At 71.3% G+C, this 22,977-nt stretch carries 24 protein-coding genes and 1 pseudogene; 12 read left to right on the top strand and 13 right to left on the bottom strand.

The annotated features are described in order from the left end of the window. Positions 1 to 69 precede the first annotated feature (69 nt). From ygfZ to ACZ7L1_RS24935, 4 genes are all read right to left on the bottom strand, one after another. A complete protein-coding gene (gene ygfZ, locus ACZ7L1_RS24950) occupies positions 70 to 1,035 on the bottom strand; it encodes a CAF17-like 4Fe-4S cluster assembly/insertion protein YgfZ (RefSeq protein ID WP_471440236.1) in 966 nt (321 codons plus the stop codon). Between the two features lie 10 nt (positions 1,036 to 1,045). Then, a complete protein-coding gene (locus ACZ7L1_RS24945) occupies positions 1,046 to 1,483 on the bottom strand; it encodes a Fur family transcriptional regulator (protein WP_471440235.1) in 438 nt (145 codons plus the stop codon). A 34-nt stretch (positions 1,484 to 1,517) separates the two neighbouring features. Further along, positions 1,518 to 2,093 (bottom strand): heme-binding beta-barrel domain-containing protein, encoded by a 576-nt coding sequence (locus ACZ7L1_RS24940; RefSeq protein ID WP_471440234.1) that lies wholly within the window; start codon positions 2,091 to 2,093, stop codon positions 1,518 to 1,520. A gap of 209 nt (positions 2,094 to 2,302) precedes the next feature. After that, the gene (locus tag ACZ7L1_RS24935; RefSeq protein WP_471440233.1) at positions 2,303 to 2,470 is read right to left on the bottom strand and encodes a DUF397 domain-containing protein; all 168 of its coding nucleotides are present in this window, start codon (positions 2,468 to 2,470) and stop codon (positions 2,303 to 2,305) included. Here ACZ7L1_RS24935 and ACZ7L1_RS24930 point away from each other — a divergent pair. The 3 genes and pseudogenes from ACZ7L1_RS24930 to ACZ7L1_RS24920 form a co-directional block, all read left to right on the top strand. Continuing rightward, positions 2,466 to 2,750: pseudogene (locus tag ACZ7L1_RS24930) on the top strand (hypothetical protein); the annotation flags it as partial. The gene ACZ7L1_RS24935 and the pseudogene ACZ7L1_RS24930 sit on opposite strands and share 5 nt — an antisense overlap. Before the next feature lie 42 nt (positions 2,751 to 2,792). Then, complete coding sequence (locus ACZ7L1_RS24925) at positions 2,793 to 3,155, top strand: DsrE family protein (protein ID WP_471440232.1); 363 nt, start codon at positions 2,793 to 2,795, stop codon at positions 3,153 to 3,155. Between the two features lie 66 nt (positions 3,156 to 3,221). Further along, positions 3,222 to 4,928 carry a SpoIIE family protein phosphatase gene (locus ACZ7L1_RS24920; RefSeq protein ID WP_471440231.1) on the top strand — a complete coding sequence of 569 codons (1,707 nt, stop codon included), beginning with the start codon at positions 3,222 to 3,224 and terminating at the stop codon, positions 4,926 to 4,928. 13 nt (positions 4,929 to 4,941) lie between these two features. On the opposite strand, the gene ACZ7L1_RS24915 is transcribed toward ACZ7L1_RS24920, so the two are convergent. The 8 genes from ACZ7L1_RS24915 to ACZ7L1_RS24880 all read right to left on the bottom strand — a co-directional run bounded on the left by ACZ7L1_RS24915 (position 4,942) and on the right by ACZ7L1_RS24880 (position 10,097). Beyond that, a complete protein-coding gene (locus tag ACZ7L1_RS24915; protein ID WP_103844332.1) occupies positions 4,942 to 5,199 on the bottom strand; it encodes a DUF3099 domain-containing protein in 258 nt (85 codons plus the stop codon). An 89-nt stretch (positions 5,200 to 5,288) separates the two neighbouring features. After that, complete coding sequence (locus tag ACZ7L1_RS24910; protein WP_103844331.1) at positions 5,289 to 5,576, bottom strand: DUF1416 domain-containing protein; 288 nt, start codon at positions 5,574 to 5,576, stop codon at positions 5,289 to 5,291. Positions 5,577 to 5,607: 31 nt separating this feature from the next. Continuing rightward, positions 5,608 to 6,453, bottom strand: a complete 846-nt coding sequence (locus ACZ7L1_RS24905) for a sulfurtransferase (protein WP_471440230.1) — start codon at positions 6,451 to 6,453, stop codon at positions 5,608 to 5,610. A 141-nt stretch (positions 6,454 to 6,594) separates the two neighbouring features. Continuing rightward, positions 6,595 to 6,675, bottom strand: a complete 81-nt coding sequence (locus ACZ7L1_RS24900) for a putative leader peptide (RefSeq protein ID WP_355139345.1) — start codon at positions 6,673 to 6,675, stop codon at positions 6,595 to 6,597. Positions 6,676 to 6,936: 261 nt separating this feature from the next. Then, positions 6,937 to 7,686, bottom strand: coding sequence for an LmeA family phospholipid-binding protein (locus tag ACZ7L1_RS24895; RefSeq protein ID WP_471440229.1), 750 nt, complete (start codon positions 7,684 to 7,686; stop codon positions 6,937 to 6,939). Positions 7,687 to 7,830: 144 nt separating this feature from the next. Further along, entirely contained in the window at positions 7,831 to 8,946 is a 1,116-nt protein-coding gene (locus ACZ7L1_RS24890) for a hypothetical protein (protein ID WP_471440228.1), read from the bottom strand. Between the two features lie 3 nt (positions 8,947 to 8,949). Further along, positions 8,950 to 9,204 carry a MoaD/ThiS family protein gene (locus ACZ7L1_RS24885; RefSeq protein ID WP_200421040.1) on the bottom strand — a complete coding sequence of 85 codons (255 nt, stop codon included), beginning with the start codon at positions 9,202 to 9,204 and terminating at the stop codon, positions 8,950 to 8,952. Between the two features lie 38 nt (positions 9,205 to 9,242). Beyond that, on the bottom strand, positions 9,243 to 10,097 hold the full coding sequence (locus ACZ7L1_RS24880) for an alpha/beta hydrolase (protein WP_471440227.1): 855 nt from the start codon (positions 10,095 to 10,097) through the stop codon (positions 9,243 to 9,245). A 172-nt stretch (positions 10,098 to 10,269) separates the two neighbouring features. Between ACZ7L1_RS24880 and ACZ7L1_RS24875 the strand changes: the two genes are divergently transcribed. The 6 genes from ACZ7L1_RS24875 to ACZ7L1_RS24850 all read left to right on the top strand — a co-directional run bounded on the left by ACZ7L1_RS24875 (position 10,270) and on the right by ACZ7L1_RS24850 (position 16,147). Next, on the top strand, positions 10,270 to 11,049 hold the full coding sequence (locus ACZ7L1_RS24875) for a response regulator transcription factor (RefSeq protein WP_471440226.1): 780 nt from the start codon (positions 10,270 to 10,272) through the stop codon (positions 11,047 to 11,049). Positions 11,050 to 11,155: 106 nt separating this feature from the next. Further along, the gene (locus ACZ7L1_RS24870; RefSeq protein ID WP_471440225.1) at positions 11,156 to 12,178 is read left to right on the top strand and encodes a LacI family DNA-binding transcriptional regulator; all 1,023 of its coding nucleotides are present in this window, start codon (positions 11,156 to 11,158) and stop codon (positions 12,176 to 12,178) included. Positions 12,179 to 12,333: 155 nt separating this feature from the next. Next, positions 12,334 to 13,434, top strand: coding sequence for a S1C family serine protease (locus tag ACZ7L1_RS24865; RefSeq protein WP_471440224.1), 1,101 nt, complete (start codon positions 12,334 to 12,336; stop codon positions 13,432 to 13,434). Between the two features lie 36 nt (positions 13,435 to 13,470). Next, entirely contained in the window at positions 13,471 to 13,746 is a 276-nt protein-coding gene (locus ACZ7L1_RS24860) for a hypothetical protein (protein ID WP_471440223.1), read from the top strand. A gap of 164 nt (positions 13,747 to 13,910) precedes the next feature. Then, positions 13,911 to 14,645, top strand: a complete 735-nt coding sequence (locus ACZ7L1_RS24855; protein WP_471440222.1) for a response regulator transcription factor — start codon at positions 13,911 to 13,913, stop codon at positions 14,643 to 14,645. After that, positions 14,642 to 16,147 (top strand): sensor histidine kinase, encoded by a 1,506-nt coding sequence (locus tag ACZ7L1_RS24850; protein WP_471440221.1) that lies wholly within the window; start codon positions 14,642 to 14,644, stop codon positions 16,145 to 16,147. The genes ACZ7L1_RS24855 and ACZ7L1_RS24850 overlap by 4 nt, the downstream gene beginning before the upstream one ends. Before the next feature lie 70 nt (positions 16,148 to 16,217). On the opposite strand, the gene ACZ7L1_RS24845 is transcribed toward ACZ7L1_RS24850, so the two are convergent. Beyond that, positions 16,218 to 18,008, bottom strand: a complete 1,791-nt coding sequence (locus tag ACZ7L1_RS24845; RefSeq protein ID WP_471440220.1) for a bifunctional metallophosphatase/5'-nucleotidase — start codon at positions 18,006 to 18,008, stop codon at positions 16,218 to 16,220. Positions 18,009 to 18,156: 148 nt separating this feature from the next. Between ACZ7L1_RS24845 and mshD the strand changes: the two genes are divergently transcribed. From mshD to ACZ7L1_RS24830, 3 genes are all read left to right on the top strand, one after another. Further along, positions 18,157 to 19,083, top strand: a complete 927-nt coding sequence (gene mshD / locus ACZ7L1_RS24840; RefSeq protein WP_471440219.1) for a mycothiol synthase — start codon at positions 18,157 to 18,159, stop codon at positions 19,081 to 19,083. Between the two features lie 292 nt (positions 19,084 to 19,375). Then, on the top strand, positions 19,376 to 21,781 hold the full coding sequence (locus tag ACZ7L1_RS24835; RefSeq protein ID WP_471440218.1) for an RNA degradosome polyphosphate kinase: 2,406 nt from the start codon (positions 19,376 to 19,378) through the stop codon (positions 21,779 to 21,781). Further along, the gene (locus ACZ7L1_RS24830; RefSeq protein ID WP_471440217.1) at positions 21,762 to 22,940 is read left to right on the top strand and encodes a CHAD domain-containing protein; all 1,179 of its coding nucleotides are present in this window, start codon (positions 21,762 to 21,764) and stop codon (positions 22,938 to 22,940) included. Before ACZ7L1_RS24835 ends, ACZ7L1_RS24830 begins: the two co-directional genes overlap by 20 nt. Positions 22,941 to 22,977 lie beyond the last annotated feature (37 nt).

The following is a 22,977-nucleotide window of genomic DNA, read 5'->3' as shown; positions in this document are numbered from 1 at the left end:
CGCGGCCTGACGCTTGCGGGGCGCCAGAGGGGTACCCCAGCGCCCGCCCATGCCGCCCTGGGCCCGCGACTACGGCTCGACCACGACCTCCTGGGCCGCTGCCGTCTCGTCCGCCATCAGGCGGGCGTCCACGGGGACGTTCCGTTTGACCAGGGCCAGGGCGACCGGGCCCAGTTCGTGGTGGCGTACCGAGGTCGTCACGAAGCCGATCTTGCGGCCGTCGGGGCCGTCGTCCGCGAGGCGCAGTTCCGCGCCGTGCGGGGGCAGGTGGACCTCGCTGCCGTCGAGGTGGAGGAAGACCAGGCGGCGCGGCGGCTTGCCCAGGTTCTGGACACGGGCGACCGTCTCCTGGCCTCGGTAGCAGCCCTTCTGGAGGTGGACGGCGGTGCCGATCCAGCCCAGCTCGTGCGGGATGGTGCGGTGGTCGGTCTCGAAGCCCAGGCGCGGACGGTGCTGCTCCACGCGCAGCGCCTCGTAGGCGAGGATGCCGGCCGCGGGGCCGTTCTTCTCCGCGTAGGACTCCAGGTCCGCGCGCGGCAGGAACAGGTCCCGGCCGTACGGCGTCTCGCGGACCAGCACCCCCTCGGGCGCCTCGGCGATCGAACCGGCCGGCAGGTGCACCACCGCGAAGTCAGCGGTCCGGTCGGCTACTTCGACACGGTAGAAGAACTTCATCGACTCCAGGTACGCGATCAGCGCGCGCTGGGTGCCGGGCTCGACATGCGCCCAGACCGTCTCGCCGTCGTCGACCAGGTACAGCGCGTGCTCGACGTGGCCGTGCGCGGAGAGGATCAGCGCCTCGGTGGCCTGGTTCGCGGGCAGCTCGCTGACGTGCTGGGTGAGCAGCAGGTGCAGCCAGCTCAGCCGGTCCTCGCCGCTGACGGTGACGACACCGCGGTGCGAGAGGTCCACGAATCCGGAGCCGTCGGCAAGGGCACGCTGCTCGCGGAACAGGTCGCCGTAGTGGGCGGCGACGCCTTCGTCCACGCCCTCGGCTGGGACGGCGCCGGGCAGGGACAGCAGGGGACTCTTCATGGTCTCAAGCCTACGACGGGGTAGTTGAACTCTTGAGCGAGCAGTCCTTGCACCGGCCGAAGATCGCGAAGTGCTTCATGTCCGTGTCGAAACCGAACGTCTCGCGCAGCTTGGCCGTGAACTCGGACGCCACCGCGACGTCCGCCTCGATCACGTTCTGGCATTCCCGGCAGACCAGGTGGATGTGGTGGTGGCGGTCTGCGAGGTGGTACGTCGGCGCTCCGTGCCCGAGGTGGGCGTGGCTGACCAGCCCCAGCTCCTCCAGGAGCTCCAGGGTCCGGTACACGGTGGAGATGTTGACCCCCGACGCCGTCTTCCTCACCTCGCTGAGGATGTCGTCGGGGGTCGCGTGCTCCAGTGTGTCCACGGCTTCGAGCACGAGTTGCCGCTGCGGGGTCAGCCGGTAGCCGCGCTGCCGCAGATCGCTCTTCCAGTCGGTGCTCACCACAGCCCCAGTGTAGGAGCGTCGGGGCTGCGCACGGCTACTTGAAGAACGCGATCCCGTCGTCCGGGAGGTCGTCCGGGAGGGCCTTCGCCCAGCGCTCGACGTCCTCCGGGGTGACGACCTTCTTCAGGTGGGCCGACATGTACGGGCGCAGCTCGACCTCCGGGGTCTGCTTCTCGCCGACCCACATCAGGTCGCTGTTGACGTAGCCGTACAGCCGCTTGCCGCCGGTGTACGGGCCCGAGGCCGCCGTACGGGCCACCGCGTCCGTCGCCAGGTCGATCTGCGGCTTCTGGTGCGCCAGCTCGCCGTACCAGACCTCGACGACGCCGTCGTTGCGGACCATGGTCACCTCGACCTTGCGGTCCGCGTCGATCCGCCAGTAGCCGGACTCCGACTCCAGCGGCCTGACCTTGTTCCCGTCGCCGTCCAGCACCCAGGTGTGCGAGTGGTACTCCAGGAAGTCCCGACCGTCGTGGGTGAAGGAGACCTCCTGCCCGAAGTTGCACTTCTGGGAGCCGGGGAAGTCGTGCACACCCGCGCCGGTCCAGTTACCGAGCAGGAAGGCGAGCGGGACGAGGTCCTTGTGGAGGTCGGACGGGATCTCGATCATGAGCAGCTTTTCGTCGTGGATGGCGTAGAGGTCAGCGCTGGCCCTCGAAGAGCTTCTTCACGGTCAGTCCGGCGAAGGCGAGCACGCCGACGCAGACCAGGACCAGCAGGGTTTCGAAGAAGATCTCCACGGGGTGCTCCTCGGATGAGCGCGGTACACGTACACAGGGCCAGGTCCCACTGTAGTCGGGTGGGACCCGAGCCTCTGTGTCAGGTCCGCTTGACCTCGTCGATCAAACGGGTCCAGGCGGCGGCCTCGAAGACGAGGGTGCCGCGGGCGGGGTCCTTGCTGTCGCGGACGGGGACGACGGAGGGGAGGTCGGGGGCGATCTCGACGCAGTTGCCGCCGTCCGTGTTGCTGTAGCTGCTCCCTGCCATGCTGCGCCCCATCGGCGGCGGCCGGGAGTGGCAGGCCGACCCCGCCGCCCTCCGCCCCGCCACCCAGCGGGAGCGGTTCAGCGCCGGGGTGCGGACCGCGAACGAGCGCGCCCGGGCCGCCGACGACACCAGCCGCCCGCCGCTGCCCGTGCGGGGGTGTGCGACGTGCGAGGTGCTGGCCGCGCGGCGGGAGATCGCGCGGGCGGAGTACGACGGCAGCACCGAGACGGACGCGAACGTTCTGCTGCGCCGCCACCACAACCAGGAGCACCGCGCCTGACCAGCCCCACCACCTTCACCCCGGCAGGGCTAGGCTGCGGGCATGGCCAAGAAGCTCGTGATCAAGGTGACGGCGGGGGCCGACGCGCCCGAGCGCTGCTCTCAGGCGTTCACGGTGGCGGCGGTCGCCGTCGCCAGCGGCGTGGACGTCTCGCTCTGGCTGACCGGTGAGTCGTCGTGGTTCGCGTTGCCGGGCCGGGCCGCCGAATTCGAGCTGCCGCACGCCGCGCCGCTGCCCGACCTGATCGAGTCGATCCTGGCGGCCGGCCGGATCACCCTGTGCACGCAGTGCGCGGCCCGCCGCGAGATCACGGAGAAGGACGTCATCGAGGGCGTACGCATCGCGGGGGCGCAGGTCTTCGTACAGGAGGCACTGGCGGAGGACACCCAGGCGCTCGTGTACTGACCGCCCGCAGGACGCGTCACCTCCGCCCCACGGGGAACCCCGACGAAGGGGGAGTGGAGGCCGACCATGACGCACCCCGAGGAAACGGGCATACCCCACGAGGTCGCCAGGACGCTTGAGGCTCTGGGTATCGGCGCGTACCTGAACGACGAGCGCGGGTGCATCCTCCACGTCAACACCCGGGCCGAGCAGTTCCTTGGCCGACCGGCCGCCGAGCTGCTCGGGCAGGACGCGCACGACGCGCTGCACCGCACCCGTCACGGCGCGACCATGCCGAGGGCCCAGTGCCGGATGCGGGAGGCCATCCTGGCCGCGCGCCCGGGACAGGGCGGCGAGGAGTGGGTGGAACGCGGCGACGGCACCCTGGTGCAGATCTCGTGGCTGACGACGCCCTTCCACACCGGTGACCGGCGCCTCAAGGGCACCCTCGTTCTCTTCCATCCCTCCGGCGAGGAGCGGACGCCCGGTGCACGGGATGAGCGGGTCACCGCGTCGCTCTCGGAACTGGAGCGGCTGGCGCTGCTGGCCGAGACCACCACGACACTGAGTTCCACCCTGGACGTCGACGAGGCGATGGACCGGCTGGTGAACCTGGTCGTGCCCCGCCTCGCGGACTGGGCCGTCATCGACCTGATCACCGAACGCGACGAGGTGCGGCGCTTCGCCGTCGTGCACACGGAGAACGGGGTCCTGGTGCACCGGGAAGACCTCGAGGGAGCGATGCCACCGGTGCCCGAGGAGTCCCCGATGCCCCTGTCCCGGGCCCTGCGGGGCGTGGCGTCCGCGCTGGCCGGGCCGGAGACCTACCAGGGGCCGCCGGACTCGGGCATCGCGGTCGAGCAGCGCCGCCTGTTCGAGGCGACCGGCATGCACTCGGCCGCCATCGCTCCCCTGCGCACCGTGCGGGAGGTGCTGGGAGCCCTGACCCTGGGCCGCTCCGAACGGCCCGAGCGGTTCACCGCGGCGGACATCGCGCTGCTCGAGGACATCACCCGGCGTGCCGGGCTGGCCCTGGAGAACGCGCGTCTCTACCAACGGCAGCGCAAGGTCGCCGAGACCATGCAGCGCCATCTGCTGCCCCACCTGCCCCGCGTACAGGGATTCGTGATGGCCGCCCGGTATCTGCCCGCGCCGGACGCCTCACAGGTCGGAGGCGACTGGTACGACGCCTTCACCCTGACGGACGGCGCCATGGCCGTGGTCGTCGGCGACGTCGTCGGACACGACCTGGACGCCGCGGCGGGCATGGCACAGTTGCGCAACATGCTCCGCGCCTACGCCTGGTCGGAGGAGAAACCACCGAGCAAGATCGTCGAGTGGCTGGACCAGGCGTCCCTGTCCATCGCCGAGGTCCCCATGGCCACCATGGTGTTCGCCCGCATCACCGTGTCCTACGACGGGCACTGCGAACTGTGCTGGACCAACGCCGGGCATCCGCCGCCCCTGCTGGTCAGCCACGAAGGCGTGGCCCGCTATCTCACCGACGGGCACGGCGTCCTCCTGGGCCTCGCGCCAGAGCAGGAGCGCGAAGACGCGACCGTGCTGCTGCCGCCTGGATCCACCCTCGTTCTGTACACCGACGGGCTGATCGAATCCCGTGACCGCTCCATCGACGAGGGCCTGGAGCGGCTGCGCCGCACCGCCGCGTCCCTGGCCCACCGCGCCCTGGCCTCCTTCACCGACCACCTGTTGGAGCGGGCCCGCCCGCCGCACAACGACGACGACGTGGCCCTCCTGGCCGTGCGCATCCCCCAGCTGAGTCGTCCGGCCTGAAGCAGGACCGCTGTCACCGCCGTTTCTTGCCGTCCAGCTCGTCCCACCACTCGTCGGACTGCGGGTCCCCGGACGGGTCGTCCCACCAGCGGTCCTCGGGACCCCGGCGGTTGGCCACCATCGCGGCCAGGGGCGGGATCACCATCGCGACCACGCACATGCCCACCGCCGCCGGAACCGACCAGATGCGCACGACTCCCCAGGCCAGGACGAACAGCGCCAGGCAGGTGCCCATCATGGCGAAGTACACGTGGCGTCGTCGTGCGTACATACCTTCACTATGCCCCGCGGACATGCGGAAGGACCGCACCCGAGGTGTCCAACCCGTGGGTGCGGCCCTTCAGCCATGCGCGGTACTGCTCAGACCGCGATCGCGACCTCCGCGAGGCCGCCCTTCTGGGCGACGACGGTACGGTCCGCGGTGCCACCCGGCACCAGGGCACGCACGGTCCAGGTGCCCTCGGCCGCGTAGAAGCGGAACTGTCCGGTCGCCGAGGTGGGGACCTCGGCGGTGAACTCGCCGGTCGAGTCCAGGAGGCGCACGTACCCGGTCACGGGCTCGCCGTTGCGGGTCACCTGGCCCTGGATGGTGGTCTCACCGGGCTTGATCGTCGAGGCGTCGGGGCCGCCGGCCTTCGCTCCACACATGTGCTTCTCCGTCTTTTCTGAAAGGTCGGTCTTACTTACCGGCGCCGAGCTCGATCGGCACGCCCACCAGGGAGCCGTACTCCGTCCAGGAACCGTCGTAGTTCTTGACGTTCTCCTGGCCGAGCAGCTCGTGCAGCACGAACCAGGTGTGCGCGGAGCGCTCACCGATGCGGCAGTAGGCGATGGTGTCCTTGGCGAGGTCCACGCCCTCGGCCTGGTACAGCTCCTTCAGCTCCTCGTCGGACCTGAAGGTGCCGTCGTCGTTGGCCGACTTCGACCAGGGGATGTTCTTGGCGCTCGGGACGTGGCCCGGGCGCTGCGACTGCTCCTGCGGCAGGTGCGCCGGGGCGAGCAGCTTGCCGGAGAACTCGTCGGGCGAGCGGACGTCGACCAGGTTCTTGGTGCCGATCGCCTCGACGACCTCGTCGCGGAAGGCACGGATCGAGGCGTCCTGCGGCTTGGCCTTGTACTCGGTCTTCGCGCGCTCGGGCACCTCGGTGCCGTCGACCAGCTCGCGGGCGTCCAGCTCCCACTTCTTGCGGCCGCCGTCGAGGAGACGGACGTCCTCGTGGCCGTAGAGCTTGAAGTACCAGTAGGCGTAGGCCGCGAACCAGTTGTTGTTGCCGCCGTAGAGGACGACCGTGTCGTCGTTGGCGATGCCCTTCTTCGACAGGAGCTCCTCGAACTGCTCCTGGTTGACGAAGTCGCGGCGGACCGGGTCCTGGAGGTCCTGCTTCCAGTCGATGCGGACAGCGTTCTTGATGTGGTTCTTCTCGTACGCCGTGGTGTCCTCGTCGACCTCGACGACGACGACCTTGGGGTCGTCCAGGTGCTGCTCGACCCACTCGGCGTCTACCAGGACGTCGCTGCGGCTCATGCTCTTTCTCCTCCGGGGCAGTTGCGGCGGGGCATTGCGAGTCAGAAGGGGTGCGGGTACGCGGTGTGGCGGTGGCGTACGCGGCGCACGAGTGACCCTGTGTCAGGAGCCAGGGCCGGGATACGGGAGTGAATCTCCCGCTCAGGAAGTGCGACAGAGCATGGCGGCGACGCGGCACAGGTCTACTGCCCGCCGCTTCGTGAGATCCGCCTGTCGCTGCATGGGGTCGATCGTAGGGACCGGGTGCGGGGCGTGTCACCGGCGTGTCGAATGGTGAGATGCGATCGTCCGCGATGCGGGATGAGAGGGCGCACGGGACGGTCGGCGTGCGGCTCCCCGAGGCGCCCGCCCGTCACGCCATCTAATGTACGGACGCGGCCGTCTCGCCCATCGGACAATCGGCCTGCGCCGGCCTGAGCACAGCCCGGCTCGGCCTGCCCCCGGCTCGCATCCGGGGTCTGCCCTCGCGGCCCGGAGGTCGTCCTACCCGGCGAGCCGGACGCCCGAACCCTTCACCGCGATCTCCACACCGTCCTTCGCGGCCTCGACCTTGTCCAGCTGGATGCCGCCGGGGAGCCGGTCGATGCGCTGCTGGAAGTCGGTGATGGTGCGGATCCGGGAGCCGGCGACCTCCATGCCGGCGAGCTTGGGCAGGTTGTCGGCGTGCACCCTGACCGTGTTGCCCTGGGCGGTGACCGAGCTGAGCACGTAGACGGGATTCGGCAGGTTGATGCCGAGGACGGGCGCCTCGACCTTCACCGCGACCTTGATCTTCCCGTTGCCGCCGTCGGACAGGCCGATCACCCGGGCGGTGACGCCGGGGGCGACATGGGTGGGCTGCGACTGGGCGGTCTTCAGCAGCTCGTCGTAGGTGATGAGCGCGGTTCCGGTGGCGGTGGCCGCGGTGGCGGAGCTGTAGTCGCCGGAGAACGTCACGTCCTTCATCGACGCGTTCAGGTCGTCGATGCGGATCTTCTGGGAGCCGGAGCCGTTGCCGGTGGTCGCCTCGTAGTCCTTGATGCCGACCTCGACGTCGTCCAACTCACCGGAGACGACCTGGGTGAGGAAGGGGAAGCCCTTGATGGACACGTCCGGGGTGGTGGCCAGGTTCTCGCTGGTCCTGAGCTTGTCGGCCGCCTCGTTCTGCGCGAAGTGGACCGCGACGCGGTCCACGATCACGAAGAGGCCGCCCAGGATCACCACGAGGATCAGCAGTATTCGCAGTGCGCGCATGCTCGGTCGTTCCCCCACGTCGGCGGTCGTCACGGCGGTCCCGACGACCGGATGGCCGTCCTGCGTGACAGTACCCGCCGAGGGAAGGGGTAACGGCGGATTGTTGATCAGCTGTGACACGGAGGGGGGCAGGGCCCGGCTTGGTCAGCCCAGCGCCCGGCCCAGTACGTGGATCACCGGTGCCGCCGCCGTCAGCGGCAGTGCCACGCCCGCCGTGAAGTGGACGAAGCGGGAGGGGTAGTCGTAGCTCGCCACCCGGTGGCCGATCAGCGCGCAGACGCCCGCACCCAGGCCTAGGAACGCACCCGAGGCACCCGACGTGCCGAAACCCGTCGCACCGCCCATCGCGATGCCCGCGCCCGCCGCCGCCAGCAGGGCCACCACCACCGACGCCGCCGTCGGCAGCGGCAGCGCGCGGGCCAGGACCGCCACGGCGACCGCGATCGCGCCCACCGTGACCGCGTCGGGTACGGCCGCCAGGTGCCCGGCCGCGACGATGGACAGCGCGGCCGAGGCGACCGTCGCCATCAGGCCGGACATCCGTGTGTCCGGGTCGGCGTGCGACCTGAGCTGGAGGACCAGGGACAGCAGGACCCAGACTCCGAGCGTGCCCAGGATCGCCGCCGGCGCCTGCTCCCGGCCCGCCACCAGCAGCGCCACGTCCGCGGTGACCGCGCCCAGGAACGCCAGTGCGATGCCCTGCCGGGCCGGCCACATGCCGTTCAGCCGGAACCATCCGGCCGCCGTCACGGCCTGCAGGATCACGAGCGGTACGAGGAGCGCGTACGTCCCCACGGCCGCGGCCCCGGCGAGCAGCGCCCCCAGCACCGCGGTGAGCACGGCCGGCTGGAGCCCGGGCTCGATGATCGGCGAACGGCCTTCGAGCCGGGCCCGCTGGTTGGCGGGCAGGGTGGACAGGTCGACGGCGGGCGGCCCGGGCTCGGAGGTGGCGGTCGTCGTCGTGGCGGCGGCTACGCCGGGCGCCGCGTAACCGTGCGGCTCGTACGCCTGCGCGTGCTGCGCCTCCGGCGGCAACGGCTGCGCGGCCCCGTACGGCTGCTGCTGCCATTGCTGATGCTGCTGCTGCGGATAGGCCGCGCCGTTCGGGTCGTACCAACCCTGTTGCCGGTACCCGTCGTGGCCGTGGTGGGGGTGCTGGGGGGCCTGGCCCTGGTGGGCCCGGTGGGCGTCATGGCCCCCGTAGCCGGGGGCCGGGTACTCCTGGTGCCCCTCGTATCCCTCGTACGGCTGGTTGCTCATCGCTCATCCTCCTGCGAACGGCGGGAGCACCTCGACCGTGCCGCCCTCGGCCAGCCGTACCGTCTCGTGCTCACGGGTCCCGACGGGGTCACCGTCGACCAGGAAGGAGCAGCGCTTAAGGACGCGGACCAGTTCGCCCGGGTGCCTCTCGCGCGCCGCGTCGAGCGCCTCCGCGAGCGTCGTCGCGTCGTACGGCTCCTCGGCGACCCCGGCGGCCGCCTTGGCGGCGGCCCAGTAGCGCACCGTGCCCTTTGCCATCTGCTTCCTCGACTCGGTCGTGGTGAACACCGCTCAGGCTAGCCCGCCCGGGACGCCAGCCACTCCCCGATGCGGGCCAGCAGGGCGTCGTCGCTGGCGTGCTCGGCGTGGCCCATGCCGGGCTCCAGCCATAGTTCGGCGTGGTCAGGGGCGGCCTCGGCCAGCATGCGGGGGTGGTCGACGGGGAAGTAGCCGTCCTGGTCGCCGTGCACGATCAGCAGCGGGGTCGGCGCGATCAGGGGGACGGATTCCACGGGCGAGGCCGGCACCGGGTCCCAGTCGCGGTGGTGGATGCGGGTGCGCAGGCCGTAGCGGCCCAGCAGACGGCCCTCGGGGCGGGTCACCAGCCAGTGCAGCCGCCGCATGGGGGCCGTGCCCCGGTAGTACCAGCGGGCGGGCGCGGACACGGACACCACCGCGTCCGTTTCCGCGCCCTCCTCGTGCGCTGCCGCGTGCCGCAGCACCACCGAGCCGCCCATGGAGAAGCCGACGGTGGCCACGCGCGTGTGGCCCAGCTCCCGCGCCCACCGCACGGCGGCCGCCAGATCGTGCACCTCCCGGTCGCCGACCGTGGACCGGCCGCCGGACGCCCCGTGACCCCGGAAGGAGAACGTCACCACCGCGCCGTACTGCCTGAGGACGCCCGCCACCCGGCGTACATGGGGTCGCTCCAGATCGCCCGTGAAGCCGTGGGACACGACGATCGCAAGATCGTCCAGGTGGCCGGAAGGTGGACGTCCGGTGTCGTATACAACGGATCCCGGATCGTATGCGGCGTCGATCGTCACCCCGTCGAGCGTGCGCAGAAACGTCCGCACAGGCCCGCGCCGAGCCGTCTCGGAGTGCGGACGAACCGTGGATAGTGCCGTTCCACCTGCCGTACCAGTGCTCATGTGGGCTATTCTGCTGGGCAGAGGACTCGGGCAGCGTAGCCCCCGAGTCCTTTTGTGCTTTCGGAAGCGTTGTATACGACGCGGGAAACCGCAGGTGTACGGGCCCCCGGGATGCGCAGAGCAGTGCCGCCCCGCCAAACGTCCTCGCAGGGACCGAGGAGGAACCAGACGTATGAGTTCTCTGCTGCTCCTGACCAACGCCCTTCAGCCGTCCACGGAGGTGCTTCCCGCTCTCGGCCTGCTCCTGCACAACGTGCGGGTCGCTCCGGCGGAAGGCCCCGCTCTCGTCGACACCCCGGGTGCCGACGTCATCCTCGTCGACGGGCGACGGGACCTGCCGCAGGTGCGCAGCCTGTGCCAGCTGCTGCGCTCCACCGGGCCCGGCTGTCCACTGCTCCTGGTCGTCACCGAGGGTGGTCTCGCGGCCGTCACCGCCGACTGGGGCATCGACGACGTGCTCCTCGACACCGCCGGCCCCGCCGAGGTGGAAGCCCGCCTCCGCCTGGCCATGGGCCGCCAGCAGATCGTCAACGACGACTCCCCGATGGAGATCCGCAACGGCGACCTGTCCGTGGACGAGGCGACCTATTCCGCCAAGCTCAAGGGCCGCGTCCTCGACCTGACCTTCAAGGAGTTCGAGCTCCTGAAGTACCTCGCGCAGCACCCCGGCCGGGTCTTCACCCGCGCCCAGCTGCTGCAGGAGGTCTGGGGCTACGACTACTTCGGCGGCACGCGCACGGTCGACGTCCACGTACGACGGCTGCGCGCCAAGCTGGGGCCCGAGCACGAGTCGCTGATCGGCACCGTCCGCAACGTGGGCTACCGCTTCGTCACCCCGGAGAAGGTCGAGCGCGCCGCCGAGGAGGCGAAGGCCAAGGCGGCCCGGCCGAAGGCGGACGACGCCGAGGAGTCGGCGCCGGTGTCGGGGGCCGAGGTGACCGCCGAGGCATAGGCCGACGTCACCGCGGAGGAGACGCAGGTCACGGCTCAGGTCACAGGTGGGGCATAGAACGCCGAAAGCCCTGCCCAGAGGCGGTCCATCCGCGTAGACTCCGCGCGTGGCCAAGGTGACTCGGGACGATGTGGCGCGGCTGGCGGGGACTTCCACCGCCGTCGTCAGCTATGTCATCAACAACGGACCCCGGCCGGTCGCCCCGGCCACGCGCGAGCGCGTCCTCGCCGCGATCAAGGAACTGGGATACCGGCCCGACCGGGTCGCCCAGGCCATGGCGTCGCGGCGCACGGACCTCATAGGCATGATCGTGCCGGACGCGCGCCAGCCCTTCTTCGGGGAGATGACGCACGCTGTCGAGCAGGCCGCCGCCGAGCGCGGAAAGATGGTGCTCGTCGGCAACACCGACTACGTGGCCGAGCGCGAGGTCCACTATCTGCGGGCCTTCCTCGGCATGCGCGTCTCCGGGCTGATCCTGGTCAGCCACGCGCTCAACGACCACGCCGCCGCGGAGATCGACGCCTGGGACGCCCGGGTCGTCCTGCTGCACGAGCGGCCCGAGGCGATCGACGACGTCGCCGTCGTCACGGACGACCTGGGGGGCGCCCAGCTCGCCGTACGGCACCTGCTCGAGCACGGGTACGAGTACGTCGCCTGTATGGGCGGTACCGCCGAGACCCCGGCGGTGGGCGACCCCGTCTCCGACCACGTCGAGGGCTGGCGGCGCGCGATGCAGGAGGCCGGCATCCCGACGGAGGGCCGACTGTTCGAGGCGCCGTACAACCGGTACGACGCGTACAACGTCGCCCTGGAGCTGCTGTCCGGGCCGCACCGCCCCCCGGCGATCTTCTGCTCCACCGACGACCAGGCGATCGGCGTGCTCCGGGCGGCCCGCGAGCTGCGGATCGAGGTGCCCGGGGAGCTGGCGGTGGCCGGGTTCGACGACGTGAAGGAGGCGGCGCTGACGGATCCGCCGCTCACCACGGTCGCCTCGGACCGTTCGGGCATGGCCCGCGCGGCCGTCGATCTGGTGCTCGACGACGGGCTTCGGGTCGCGGGGTCGCGGCGTGAGCGGTTGAAGCTGTTCCCCTCACGGTTGGTCGTGCGCCGTTCCTGCGGGTGCGAGTAGGTCCCCTCGCGGCCACGGTGAGACCCTTTCGGAGTCGTGAGAGCCGGGTCTCCATCACGGTCCCGAGGCGGCTTTATATCGGGCATACACGGTTCTGTCGGGCTTCTCAGCGGGGACTCAGGCAGCTCTCATGATCGGTGGACACTCTCTATTGCATGACCGAGAGCTTCCGCCGCAGCGGCGAGTACGAGTACCCCCAGGGTCACGGACCCCAGTCCGCGTACCCCGAGCAGCAGCAGCACACCTCCTCCCCCGTGAACCCGGAGTGGCCGCCCCCTCCGGCGTACGAGCCGGCGCAGCCGGCGGTCGCAGCCGGCGGCGGTCATGACGGATACGGCGACGACGGCACGGCCGTCCAGGGCGCCGTCCCGGCCCAGCCCGGGCCGAAGCGGCGCACCAAGGGCCCGTTCGCGCTCCTCGCCGCCGTGGCGATCGTCGCCGCGGCGATAGGTGGCGGCACGGCGTACGGGATCCAGGAGCTCACCGGCAAGGACACGGCCGTCTCCTCGAGCTCGACCAGCACCAACGTGGTGCCGTCCAGTGCGAAGGGCACGATCGCCGGGGTGGTCGCCGCGGTCAACCCGAGCATCGTGGAGATCAACGCCACCTCGAACGCCGGTGAGTCGACCGGTTCCGGCGTGATCATCACCGGCGACGGCCAGATCGTCACCAACAACCATGTCATCTCCGGTGCCTCCTCGATCAAGGTGACGACGAGCGACGGCAAGTCGTACACCGCGCAGGTCGTGGGCACCGACAGCAAGAAGGACCTCGCGCTGCTCAAGCTGCGGGGCGCCTCCGGGCTGAAGGCCGCCACCCTCGGCAACTCCGACGGCCTCCGGGTCGGCGACCAGGTCGTCGCCATCGGCTCCCCCGAGGGCCTGAGCGACACGGTCACCAGCGGCATCATCTCCGCACTGAACCGCGACGTCACCGTGCCGACCGACGAGAACCAGCAGCAGGGCGGCAGCGGCCGGTGGCCGTTCGCGTTCGGCGGCCGTCAGTTCAACGGCGAAACGGGCTCGTCCACGACGACGTACAAGGCGATCCAGACGGACGCCTCCCTCAACCCGGGCAACTCCGGTGGCGCCCTCATCGACATGAACGGCAACGTCATCGGCATCAACTCGGCGATGTACTCGGCCAGTTCGGACTCGACCTCGTCGAGCGCCGGCAGCGTCGGCCTGGGCTTCGCCGTACCGATCAACACCGTCAAGTCCGACCTGGCGACGCTGCGCTCCGGCTCCCAGAGCTGAGCGGGCGCCCGCCGGGCGAGTGGTAAGGAGTACGACATGATCACGATGGCTGTGCACGAGGTCACCGGTGCCACCGAGCCCGGCGGAGCCCTGCTGGCCCTGGCCGTGGCGAACGAGCTCCACGCCCCGATGCGGCGCCGGGTGCGCACCCGGCCCCAGCCCCGGCCCCGGACCCGGCCGCGGGTCGAACGCGCCCCCGAGGTGGCGGTCCCGCAGGTGGCGGTCCCGCAGCTGATGGGGCTGCGGGTGACGGCAGCGCGGCCGCACCGCCGCAAGGTTCCGCTGAACCGGCTGACCGCGGTGATGGGCTGACCCCAGGCCGCGTGGCTGCGGGCAGTCGTGCCTCCCCCAGAGCCTTGACGGCCTGGGGGGACAGGACAGCTTCCGGCCGTCCCCACTCTTTCCGTCCCCGACCCGAATCGTGCGAGGCTGATTGCGTTCAGCCCGTCCGTCGCACCTTGAGGAACTCCACATCCATGAGCCCCGCCGAAGGCGACCGTGACCCCCAGCGCATCCTGATCGTCGACGACGAGCCGGCCGTGCGTGAAGCACTCCAGCGCAGCCTCGCCTTCGAGGGCTATGCGACCGAGGTGGCCGTGGACGGTGCGGACGCGCTGGAGAAGGCGACCGCCTGCAAGCCGGATCTGGTGGTCCTCGACATCCAGATGCCGCGCATGGACGGCCTCACCGCCGCCCGCCGGATCCGGGGCGCGGGCGACACCACTCCCATCCTGATGCTGACGGCCCGCGACACGGTCGGCGACCGTGTCACCGGCCTGGACGCCGGGGCCGACGACTACCTGGTCAAGCCGTTCGAGCTGGACGAGCTGTTCGCCCGTATCCGTGCCCTGCTGCGCCGCAGCCACTACGCGGCGGCCGTGGCGGGCGCGGCCGAGGAGAACGACGTCCTCACCTTCGCCGACCTGCGCATGGACCTCGCCACCCGCGAGGTCACGCGCGGCGGGCGCCCGGTGGAGCTGACCCGTACCGAGTTCACGCTCCTGGAGATGTTCATGGCACACCCGCGCCAGGTGCTGACCCGTGAGCAGATCCTGAAGGCGGTCTGGGGCTTCGACTTCGAGCCGTCGTCGAACTCGCTCGACGTGTACGTCATGTACCTGCGCCGCAAGACGGAGGCGGGCGGCGAGCCGCGCCTGGTGCACACCGTGCGCGGCGTGGGCTACGTCCTGCGGCAGGGCGGCGCCGAGTGATCAAACGGTTCCGATCCCTCCCGCTGCGCTCACGGCTGGCCCTGCTGGTGGCGGCCGCAGTGGCGTTCGGGGTGGCGGCGGTGTCGGTCACCTGCTGGTTCATCGTGCAGGGCAAGCTGTACCAGCAGGTCGACAGCCAGCTGACGTCCGCCAGCGGCCCGGTCAAGATGGTGGGCCTGACGAACACCCTGAGCAACTGCACCACCACGCCGCATCCCCAGGACGACCGCGGTCCGCAGCCCGACACCTACTACATGCAGGTGATCAACACGGACGGCAGGATCTGCGTCTACCAGCAGTCCGCGGGGCTCCTCCGCGTCACCCGCACCGATCTCGAGATCGCCAGGAACCCGGACCCGGACAAGAGGATCATCCACAACGGCACCGACAGCAAGGGCAACCCGGTGCGGGTGATCGCGGCACCCCTGGTGAGCGAGGGTCCGGGCGGAATGCAGTTGTTCTCCGACAGCGCCCTGCTCGTGGCGGTCCCCCTCGCCGACACCCAGAAGACCCTCGGTGACCTGGCCCTGGTCCTCCTCGTGGTGTCCGGCATCGGTGTCGTGGGGGCCGGAGCCACCGGTCTCGCCGTGGCCCGGGCGGGCCTGCGCCCCGTCGACGAGCTCACCGAGGCCGTCGAGCACATCGCCCGCACCGAGGACCTCACCACCCGCATCCCGGTGGACGAGGAGAGCGAGGACGAGATCGCCCGCCTGTCCCGTTCCTTCAACTCGATGACGTCGGCCCTGGCCAGCTCCCGGGAACTGCAACAGCAGCTGATCGCGGACGCGGGCCACGAGCTGCGCACCCCGCTCACGTCGCTGCGCACCAACATCGAACTGCTCACCCGCAGCGAGGAGACGGGCCGCCCGCTGCCCCCGGAGGACCGCAAGGCGCTGCTCGCCTCGGTGAAGGCCCAGATGACGGAGTTGGCCTCGCTCATCGGTGACCTCCAGGAACTGTCGCGCCCCACGAGCGGCCAGCACGCCGGCAAGGCGCAGGTGGTGGCGTGGCAGGACGCCGTCGAGTCGGCGCTGCGCCGCGCCCGGCTGCGCGGCCCGGAGCTGACGATCACGGCCGACCTCCAGCCGTGGTACGTCCGCTCGGAGCCGTCCGCGCTGGAGCGGGCGGTGGTCAACATCCTGGACAACGCGGTGAAGTTCAGCCCGGAGAGCGGCACGATCGAGGTCCAGCTCGCCGGTGGCGTCCTGACCGTACGCGACCACGGCCCGGGGATCGCGGCCGACGAACTCCCGCACGTCTTCGACCGTTTCTGGCGCTCCCCGAGCGCCCGCGCCCTGCCCGGTTCGGGTCTCGGCCTGTCGATCGTGGCCCGCACGGTGGAGCAGGCGGGCGGCGAGGTGTCCCTCACCCCGGCGGAGGGCGGCGGCACGGTGGCGACGGTACGGCTGCCGGGTGCGCCCACTCCGCCGCCGGAGGAACAACCGGCCGCGGCGAACCAGGAGGTCACGGACCGGCTCGGCGGCTGGACCCCGTCGGCCTGACCCGTGGCCGGGAGACGGCCGAGGCGGGGTCCCGGAGACTGGTCCGGGGCCCCGCCTCGTCGTTCGAGGGTTACTTGACCACCGTGATGCGGTCCGCCGCAGGCACCGGATACGGCGACGCGGCCGACGAGTTCGCGGTCAGGTACGCCTCGAAGGCCGCCAGGTCGTCGCCGCCCACGAGCACGTTCGTGCCCTTGCCCAGCTCGGCGAAGCCGTCGCCGCCGCCCGCGAGGAAGGAGTTCATCGGCACGCGGTAGGTGGCGGCGGGGTCGATCGCCGCGCCGTTCAGCCGGACGGAGTCCACGACCACGCGCGCGGCCCCGGCCTTGGTCGGGTCCAGCGTGTACGTGAGCCCCTTCGACACCTGAAGGATCTTCGGTGACGCCTCGTTCACGCCGCTGACCTGCTGCTGCAGCGCGGTGATCAACTGTGCCCCGGTCAGGTTCACCAGATTCACGGTGTTGGCGAACGGCTGCACGGTGTACGCCTCCCCGTACGTCACCACGCCGTCGCCCTCTCCTCCGCTCGCCGCGTAGGTGAGCGGGGCGCGAATGCCGCCGGGGTTCATCAGCGCGAGGTCCGCCTCGGGGTCGAGGGACCTGGCGTGGGCGAGTTGCGCGTCCGCGATCAGGTCGCCGAGCGGGGACTCGGTGCCGGTGTTGCCGATCTCGCCCGCGATGTAGCCGATGGGCCGGGAGGCGACGGGCGCGGAGCGCGTCTTCCACTTGGTGATCAGATCGGTCATGTCGGGCGCCTTGGTGACGGTCCGGGTGACCACGCGGTTGGCGGAGGTGACGGCCGTACGGACGATGTCGCCGGTCGCGCGGTCGTACGTCAGCGTCGTGTCGGTGTACAGCCGGCCGAACGAGGCCGCCGACGTCACCATGCGGGGCCGGCCCGCCGGGTCGTCGATCGTGCACACGTACGCCTGGTGGGTGTGACCCGTGACCAGCGCGTCCACGGCCGGGGTGACGTGCTTGGCGATGTCGACGATCGGGCCGGAGATGCCCTCGCCCGCGCCCGGGCTGTCGCAGTCGTAGTTGTACGCGCTCGACGCGGGCACTCCGCCCTCGTGGATCAGGGCGACGATCGACTGGACGCCCTGGCGCTGGAGCACCTTGGCGTACTTGTTGATCGTCTCCACCTCGTCGCCGAACTTCAGCCCCTTCACACCCTCCGCGGAGACGATGTTCGGGGTGCCCTCGAGGGTGACGCCGATGAAGCCGACCTTGACGCCGTTCTTCTTCCACACCCAGTAGGGCTTGAGGATCGGCTTGCCGGTCTTCTCGTCCGTCACGTTCGCGGCGAGATACGGGAAGTTCGCGCCCTGGAACGTCTCGCCGTCGTCGTAGCAGCCGTCCGTCGGGTGGCAGCCGCCGTTCTGCAGCCGGGCCAGTTCCCGGGCGCCCTCGTCGAACTCGTGGTTGCCGACGCCGGTGACGTCCAGGTCGAGCTTGTTGAGCGCGTCGATGGTCGGCTCGTCGTGGAAGAGGCCGGAGATCAGCGGCGAGGCGCCGACCATGTCGCCGGCGGCGGCGGTGATGGAGTACGGGTGGCCGGCACGGGCCTGGCGCAGGTGCGTGGCGAGGTACTCGACACCGCCCGCGTCGACGGTCTTGGTGGTGCCGTCCTCCTGGCGCTCGGTGACCCGTCCGGAGGAACCGGCCGGCGGCTCCAGGTTGCCGTGCAGGTCGTTGAAGGAGAGCAGCTGTACGTCCTGGTAGCGGCCGGGGTGTTGTGGACCGGGCCTGCTGCCGTGGGCGCCGGCCGGGAGCGCGGCGAGAAGGGTGCCGGCCGTGGCCAGGCCCGCGGCGGCGGCGAGGATGCGGTGAAGACGTCTGTGCCGGACGTTCGGCGGCATGTGCCCCCCTGTGGTGTGTAAAGAACGCGCCAAGACGGTGATTCGCGCAGCTTAGGGTCAACGCGCGTAGCGCAAAAGGGGGTTCGGGGTTACGAGCGGGTTGCCTTTTACCTCCCCTTTCCTTCCGCAGCCCCGTACCCTCGTACCCATGACCAGCGACGACACCGCCCGCCCGGCCCCGACCCGCTCCCTCGAGACCGTCACCGCGCTCTCGCCCGAACAGGCCGACGCCGTGCTGGCGCTCCTCGCCTACGCCGCCCGGGTCGACGGGCAGCAGGCCGTGTCCGAACAGGGGCGGCTGCAGTTGCGCGGCGGCGAGCGGGACGGCGTCTCCCATCTTCTGCTGACGGTCGACGGCACGCTCGTCGGATACGCCCAGCTGGAGGACACCGACCCGGTGGAGGCGCCGGCCGCCGAGCTGGTCGTACACCCGGCACACCGCGGCCACGGGCACGGCCGGGCGCTGGGCTGCGCCCTCCTCGCGGCCTCCGGGAAGCGGCTGCGGGTGTGGGCACACGGCGGCCACTCCGCGGCGCGGCACCTGGCACAGGTGCTGGGCCTGACCCTGTTCCGCGAACTGCGGCAGCTGCGCCGCTCGTTGACGGACTTCGACCCGCCGGAGCCGACGTTGCCGGAGGGTGTCACGGTGCGCACGTTCGTGCCCGGGCAGGACGACGCGGCCTGGCTCGCCGTCAACGCGGAGGCGTTCGCCCACCACCCCGAACAGGGGTCCCTGACCCAGCGGGACCTCGACGACCGCAAGGCCGAGCCGTGGTTCGACCCGGAGGGCTTCTTCCTTGCGGAACGGGAGGGGGAACTGGTCGGCTTCCACTGGACCAAGATCCACGCGCAGGAGCGGCTCGGCGAGGTGTACGTCCTGGGCGTCCGCCCCGGCACCCAGGGAACCGGGCTGGGCCGCGCCCTCACCACGATCGGCCTGCGCCACCTGGCGGCTCGGGGCCTGCCGACGGCGATGCTGTACGTCGACGCGGACAACAAGGCGGCCCTGTCGGTGTACGAACGCCTGGGGTTCACGACGTACGAGACGGACCTGATGTACCGGGCGGAGACCTGAGCCGCCGGCCTCCGGCCGGGGACCGGGGCCGGGGAGGGGACCGGGACCGGGGGCTGTGGCGCCGCCGAGGCCGCGCTTCCGGCCCGCCGGGGGCTGGGGGGCCGGCCGGTGCAGGGGACGCGGTCCCCGCCGGGTTCAGGGGCGGAGCCCCTGGTGGGGGTCGCAGGGGCGGAGCTCCTGGAGGACGGGACGGGTAGGGGCGGCGGGGGCGACGTCCCCGGGCCTCCCCCCGCTATCCCGCACGTCATGTCGCCGTAACCATTGATTCAGACGGGCTTGCGACGCTCGGTCAATGAACGCCGCCGTGCCAGAGCCCTTGCCGCCCCCGGAGAACGGGGCCGGTGCGGACCGTGCGCGCTCGCTGCCGCCCGGTCGTTCCGACGCGCCCGTCACCCGTTCGGCGCGGAAGAATGGGTTTATGAGCCAGCAGAACGCCCAGGCGCCGGTCCACCCGTCCCCCGTCACCCCCCGTGAGGGAGAGCCCTCGGGTCGCGCGAACATGCAGAATCAGCAGCCCTCCGTGGGTTCCATCGCCGCGCACCGCCCGCACACCGTGGCCGCGGCGGTCTCCGGACTCGATCCCGACCTCGACGCCGACCTCGACGTCTATGAGGAGACCGAGGGCGCCCAGCTGCCCCAGGGCCGCTTCCTGGACCGCGAGCGCAGCTGGCTCCAGTTCAACGAGCGTGTCCTCGAACTCGCCGAGGATCCGAACACACCGCTCCTCGAGCGCGCGAAGTTCCTCGCGATCTTCGCCAGCAACCTGGACGAGTTCTTCATGGTCCGGGTCGCGGGACTGAAACGTCGTATCGCCACCGGGGTCGCCACCCGGTCCGCCTCGGGCCTCCAGCCCCGCGAGGTGCTGGAGATGATCTGGGCCCGCTCCCGCGAGCTGATGGCCCGGCACGCCGCCACCTTCCAGGAGGACGTCGCCCCCGCCCTCGCGGAGGAGGGCATCCACATCGTCCGCTGGAGCGAGCTGACGGACAAGGAGCAGGCGCGGCTGTTCACGCTGTTCCGGCACCAGATCTTCCCGGTGCTGACCCCGCTCGCCGTGGACCCCGCGCACCCCTTCCCGTACATCTCGGGCCTGTCCCTGAACCTCGCGGTCGTCGTGCGCAACCCGGTCTCCGGGCACCGCCACTTCGCCCGTGTCAAGGTGCCGCCGCTGCTCTCCCGCTTCCTGGAGGCCTCCCCGCAGCGCTACGTCCCCATCGAGGACGTCATCGCCGCGCATCTGGAGGAGCTGTTCCCGGGCATGGAGGTGCTGGAGCACCACACCTTCCGGATAACCCGGAACGAGGACCTCGAGGTCGAGGAGGACGACACCGAGAACCTGCTCCAGGCCCTGGAGAAGGAGCTCATGCGGCGCCGCTTCGGCCCGCCGGTGCGCCTGGAGGTCGAGGAGTCCATCGACCGCTACGTCCTCGACCTGCTGGTGCGCGAGCTGAAGATCTCCGAGGCCGAGGTCTACCCGCTGGCCGGTCCCCTGGACCTCACCGGCCTCTTCGGCATCGCCAACCTCGACCGGCCCGAGCTGAAGTATCCCAAGTTCGTCGCCGGCACCCACCGCGACCTCGCGGAGGTCGAGTCGGCGTCCGCGCCGGACATCTTCGCCGCGCTGCGCGAGCGGGACGTCCTGCTGCACCACCCGTACGACAGCTTCTCCACGTCCGTGCAGGCGTTCCTGGAGCAGGCCGCCGCCGACCCCGACGTCCTGGCGATCAAGCAAACGCTGTACCGCACCTCGGAGACCTCTCCGATCGTCGACGCGCTGATCGACGCGGCCGAATCCGGCAAGCAGGTCCTCGTGCTGGTCGAGATCAAGGCCCGCTTCGACGAGCAGGCCAACATCAAGTGGGCCCGCAAGCTGGAGGAGGCGGGCTGCCACGTCGTCTACGGTCTCGTCGGCCTGAAGACCCACTGCAAGCTGTCGCTCGTGGTGCGGCAGGAGGGTGAAACGCTCCGCCGCTACAGCCACGTCGGCACGGGCAACTACCACCCGAAGACCGCACGTCTCTACGAGGACCTGGGGCTGCTGACCGCCGACCCGCAGGTCGGCGCGGACCTGTCCGACCTGTTCAACCGGCTGTCGGGCTACTCCCGTCGGGAGATCTACCGCCGCCTGCTGGTCGCCCCCAAGTCCCTGCGCGACGGCCTGGTCTCCCGCGTCAACAAGGAGATCCAGCACCACCGGGCCGGCCGGCCCGCCTACGTCCGCATCAAGGTCAACTCGATGGTGGACGAGGCGGTCATCGACTCCCTCTACCGGGCCTCCCAGGCGGGCGTCCCGGTCGACGTGTGGGTGCGCGGCATCTGCGCGCTGCGCCCGGGCGTGGCCGGCCTGTCGGAGAACATCCGCGTACGGTCCGTTCTCGGCCGCTTCCTGGAGCACTCCCGCGTCTTCGCCTTCGGCAACGGCGGCGAGCCGGAGGTGTGGTTCGGCAGCGCCGACATGATGCACCGCAACCTCGACCGCCGTATCGAAGCTCTCGTCAGGGTCACCGACCCGGCGCACCGGGCTGCCCTCAACCGGCTCCTGGAGACCGGTATGTCCGACACCACCTCGTCCTGGCACCTGGGCCCGGACGGCGAGTGGATCCGGCACGCCTTCGACGCCGACGGCCAGCCCCTGCCGAACATCCAGGAGATGCTCATAGACGCCCGGAGGCGCCGGCGTGGCAAAGCAACACCTTGATCCCCCCACCGACCCCACGGCCGGCCCCGCCCCCAAGGTCTCGACTGCTCCCCCACTCTCGACCTCGCTCGAGCGGGGGGACCTCCATGAGCAGGGAGGCGCCCCCACCGGGGACGCCCTCGCGGAGTACCTGCGGGCCCAGGCCACGGAGTTCCTCCGCGCGCTGCGCCAGCACCGGGAGTCCGGTGACGGGGGTCCCTCCGCTCGGGCGAAGTCGCGAGCGGAGGAGGGGGGCGGTACGGATGACTCCGGCGACGCCGCGCTCGCCCTGCGCCGCTCGGCCCGTCGTATCAGCGGCACGTTGCACACGTTCCGCGCCCTGCTCGACGCCGAGTGGTCGGAGGCTATGCGGCCGGAACTGGCCTGGCTGTCGGGCACGCTGGCCCGCGAGCACGCGTACGCGGCCCGGCTCGACCGCCTGCTGCTCGCCCTGCACCGGCTGTCGGGCTCGTCGGCCTTCCCCCCGCAGACGACCGGCGCAGCGGAGGGCGCCGGGCCGCGCGACCGGGCCGGCGTTCCGGAGCGCGGCAACCTGACCGTGGGCGCCGCGAAGGCGGGCGCCCTGTTGGAGCGTCAGCTCACCCTGGCCCGCACCCGCGCCCACTCGGCGGCCCTGCAGGCGCTCGGTTCCAGCCGCTTCCACGCGGTGGCGGACAGCGTCGCCGTCCTCGCCAGCGAGGTCCCGCTCACCCCGGCCGCGGCAACCGCCGACCTGCGCCCGCCGGCCGCGGCGGCCGAGGAGCGGCTGACCGACGCGGTGGCCGCGCTGCCGCTGGTCACCGCGGGCCACCCGTACAACGCGGAGGCCCTCGTCCACGGACTGTCCCCGGACCCGGCCCCGCACCCGCAGGACGGCCCATGGCACCAGGTCCGGCTGCTGCTGCGGCTGCACCGCTACGCGCGTGAGGTGCTGTACGGGCGGTACGGCGAGAACGCGGCGGTCGACGTGCGGCTGCTGGCGGCCGGGCAGGCCCTGAACCGGCACCGGGACGCTTCGGAGGCGGCGGCCGCGGCGGCAGCGGCGGCCCGCACCCCGCGCATCGCCCCGGCCACGGCGTACGCCCTGGGCGTGCTGCACGCCGACCAGCGCCACGAGGTGGAGGCGGCCCGCTTCGCCTTCCAGCAGATCTGGCAGAAGCAGGCGGTGGGTACTCCGTAGACGCCCCAGGGACGGCAGGGCTCACGGGGGCGCGCAC

This window comes from Streptomyces sp. NPDC107546 (assembly GCF_055639175.1).
Note: the sequence above shows the minus strand (reverse complement) of the source record. Positions and strands in the feature narration are given on the sequence as shown.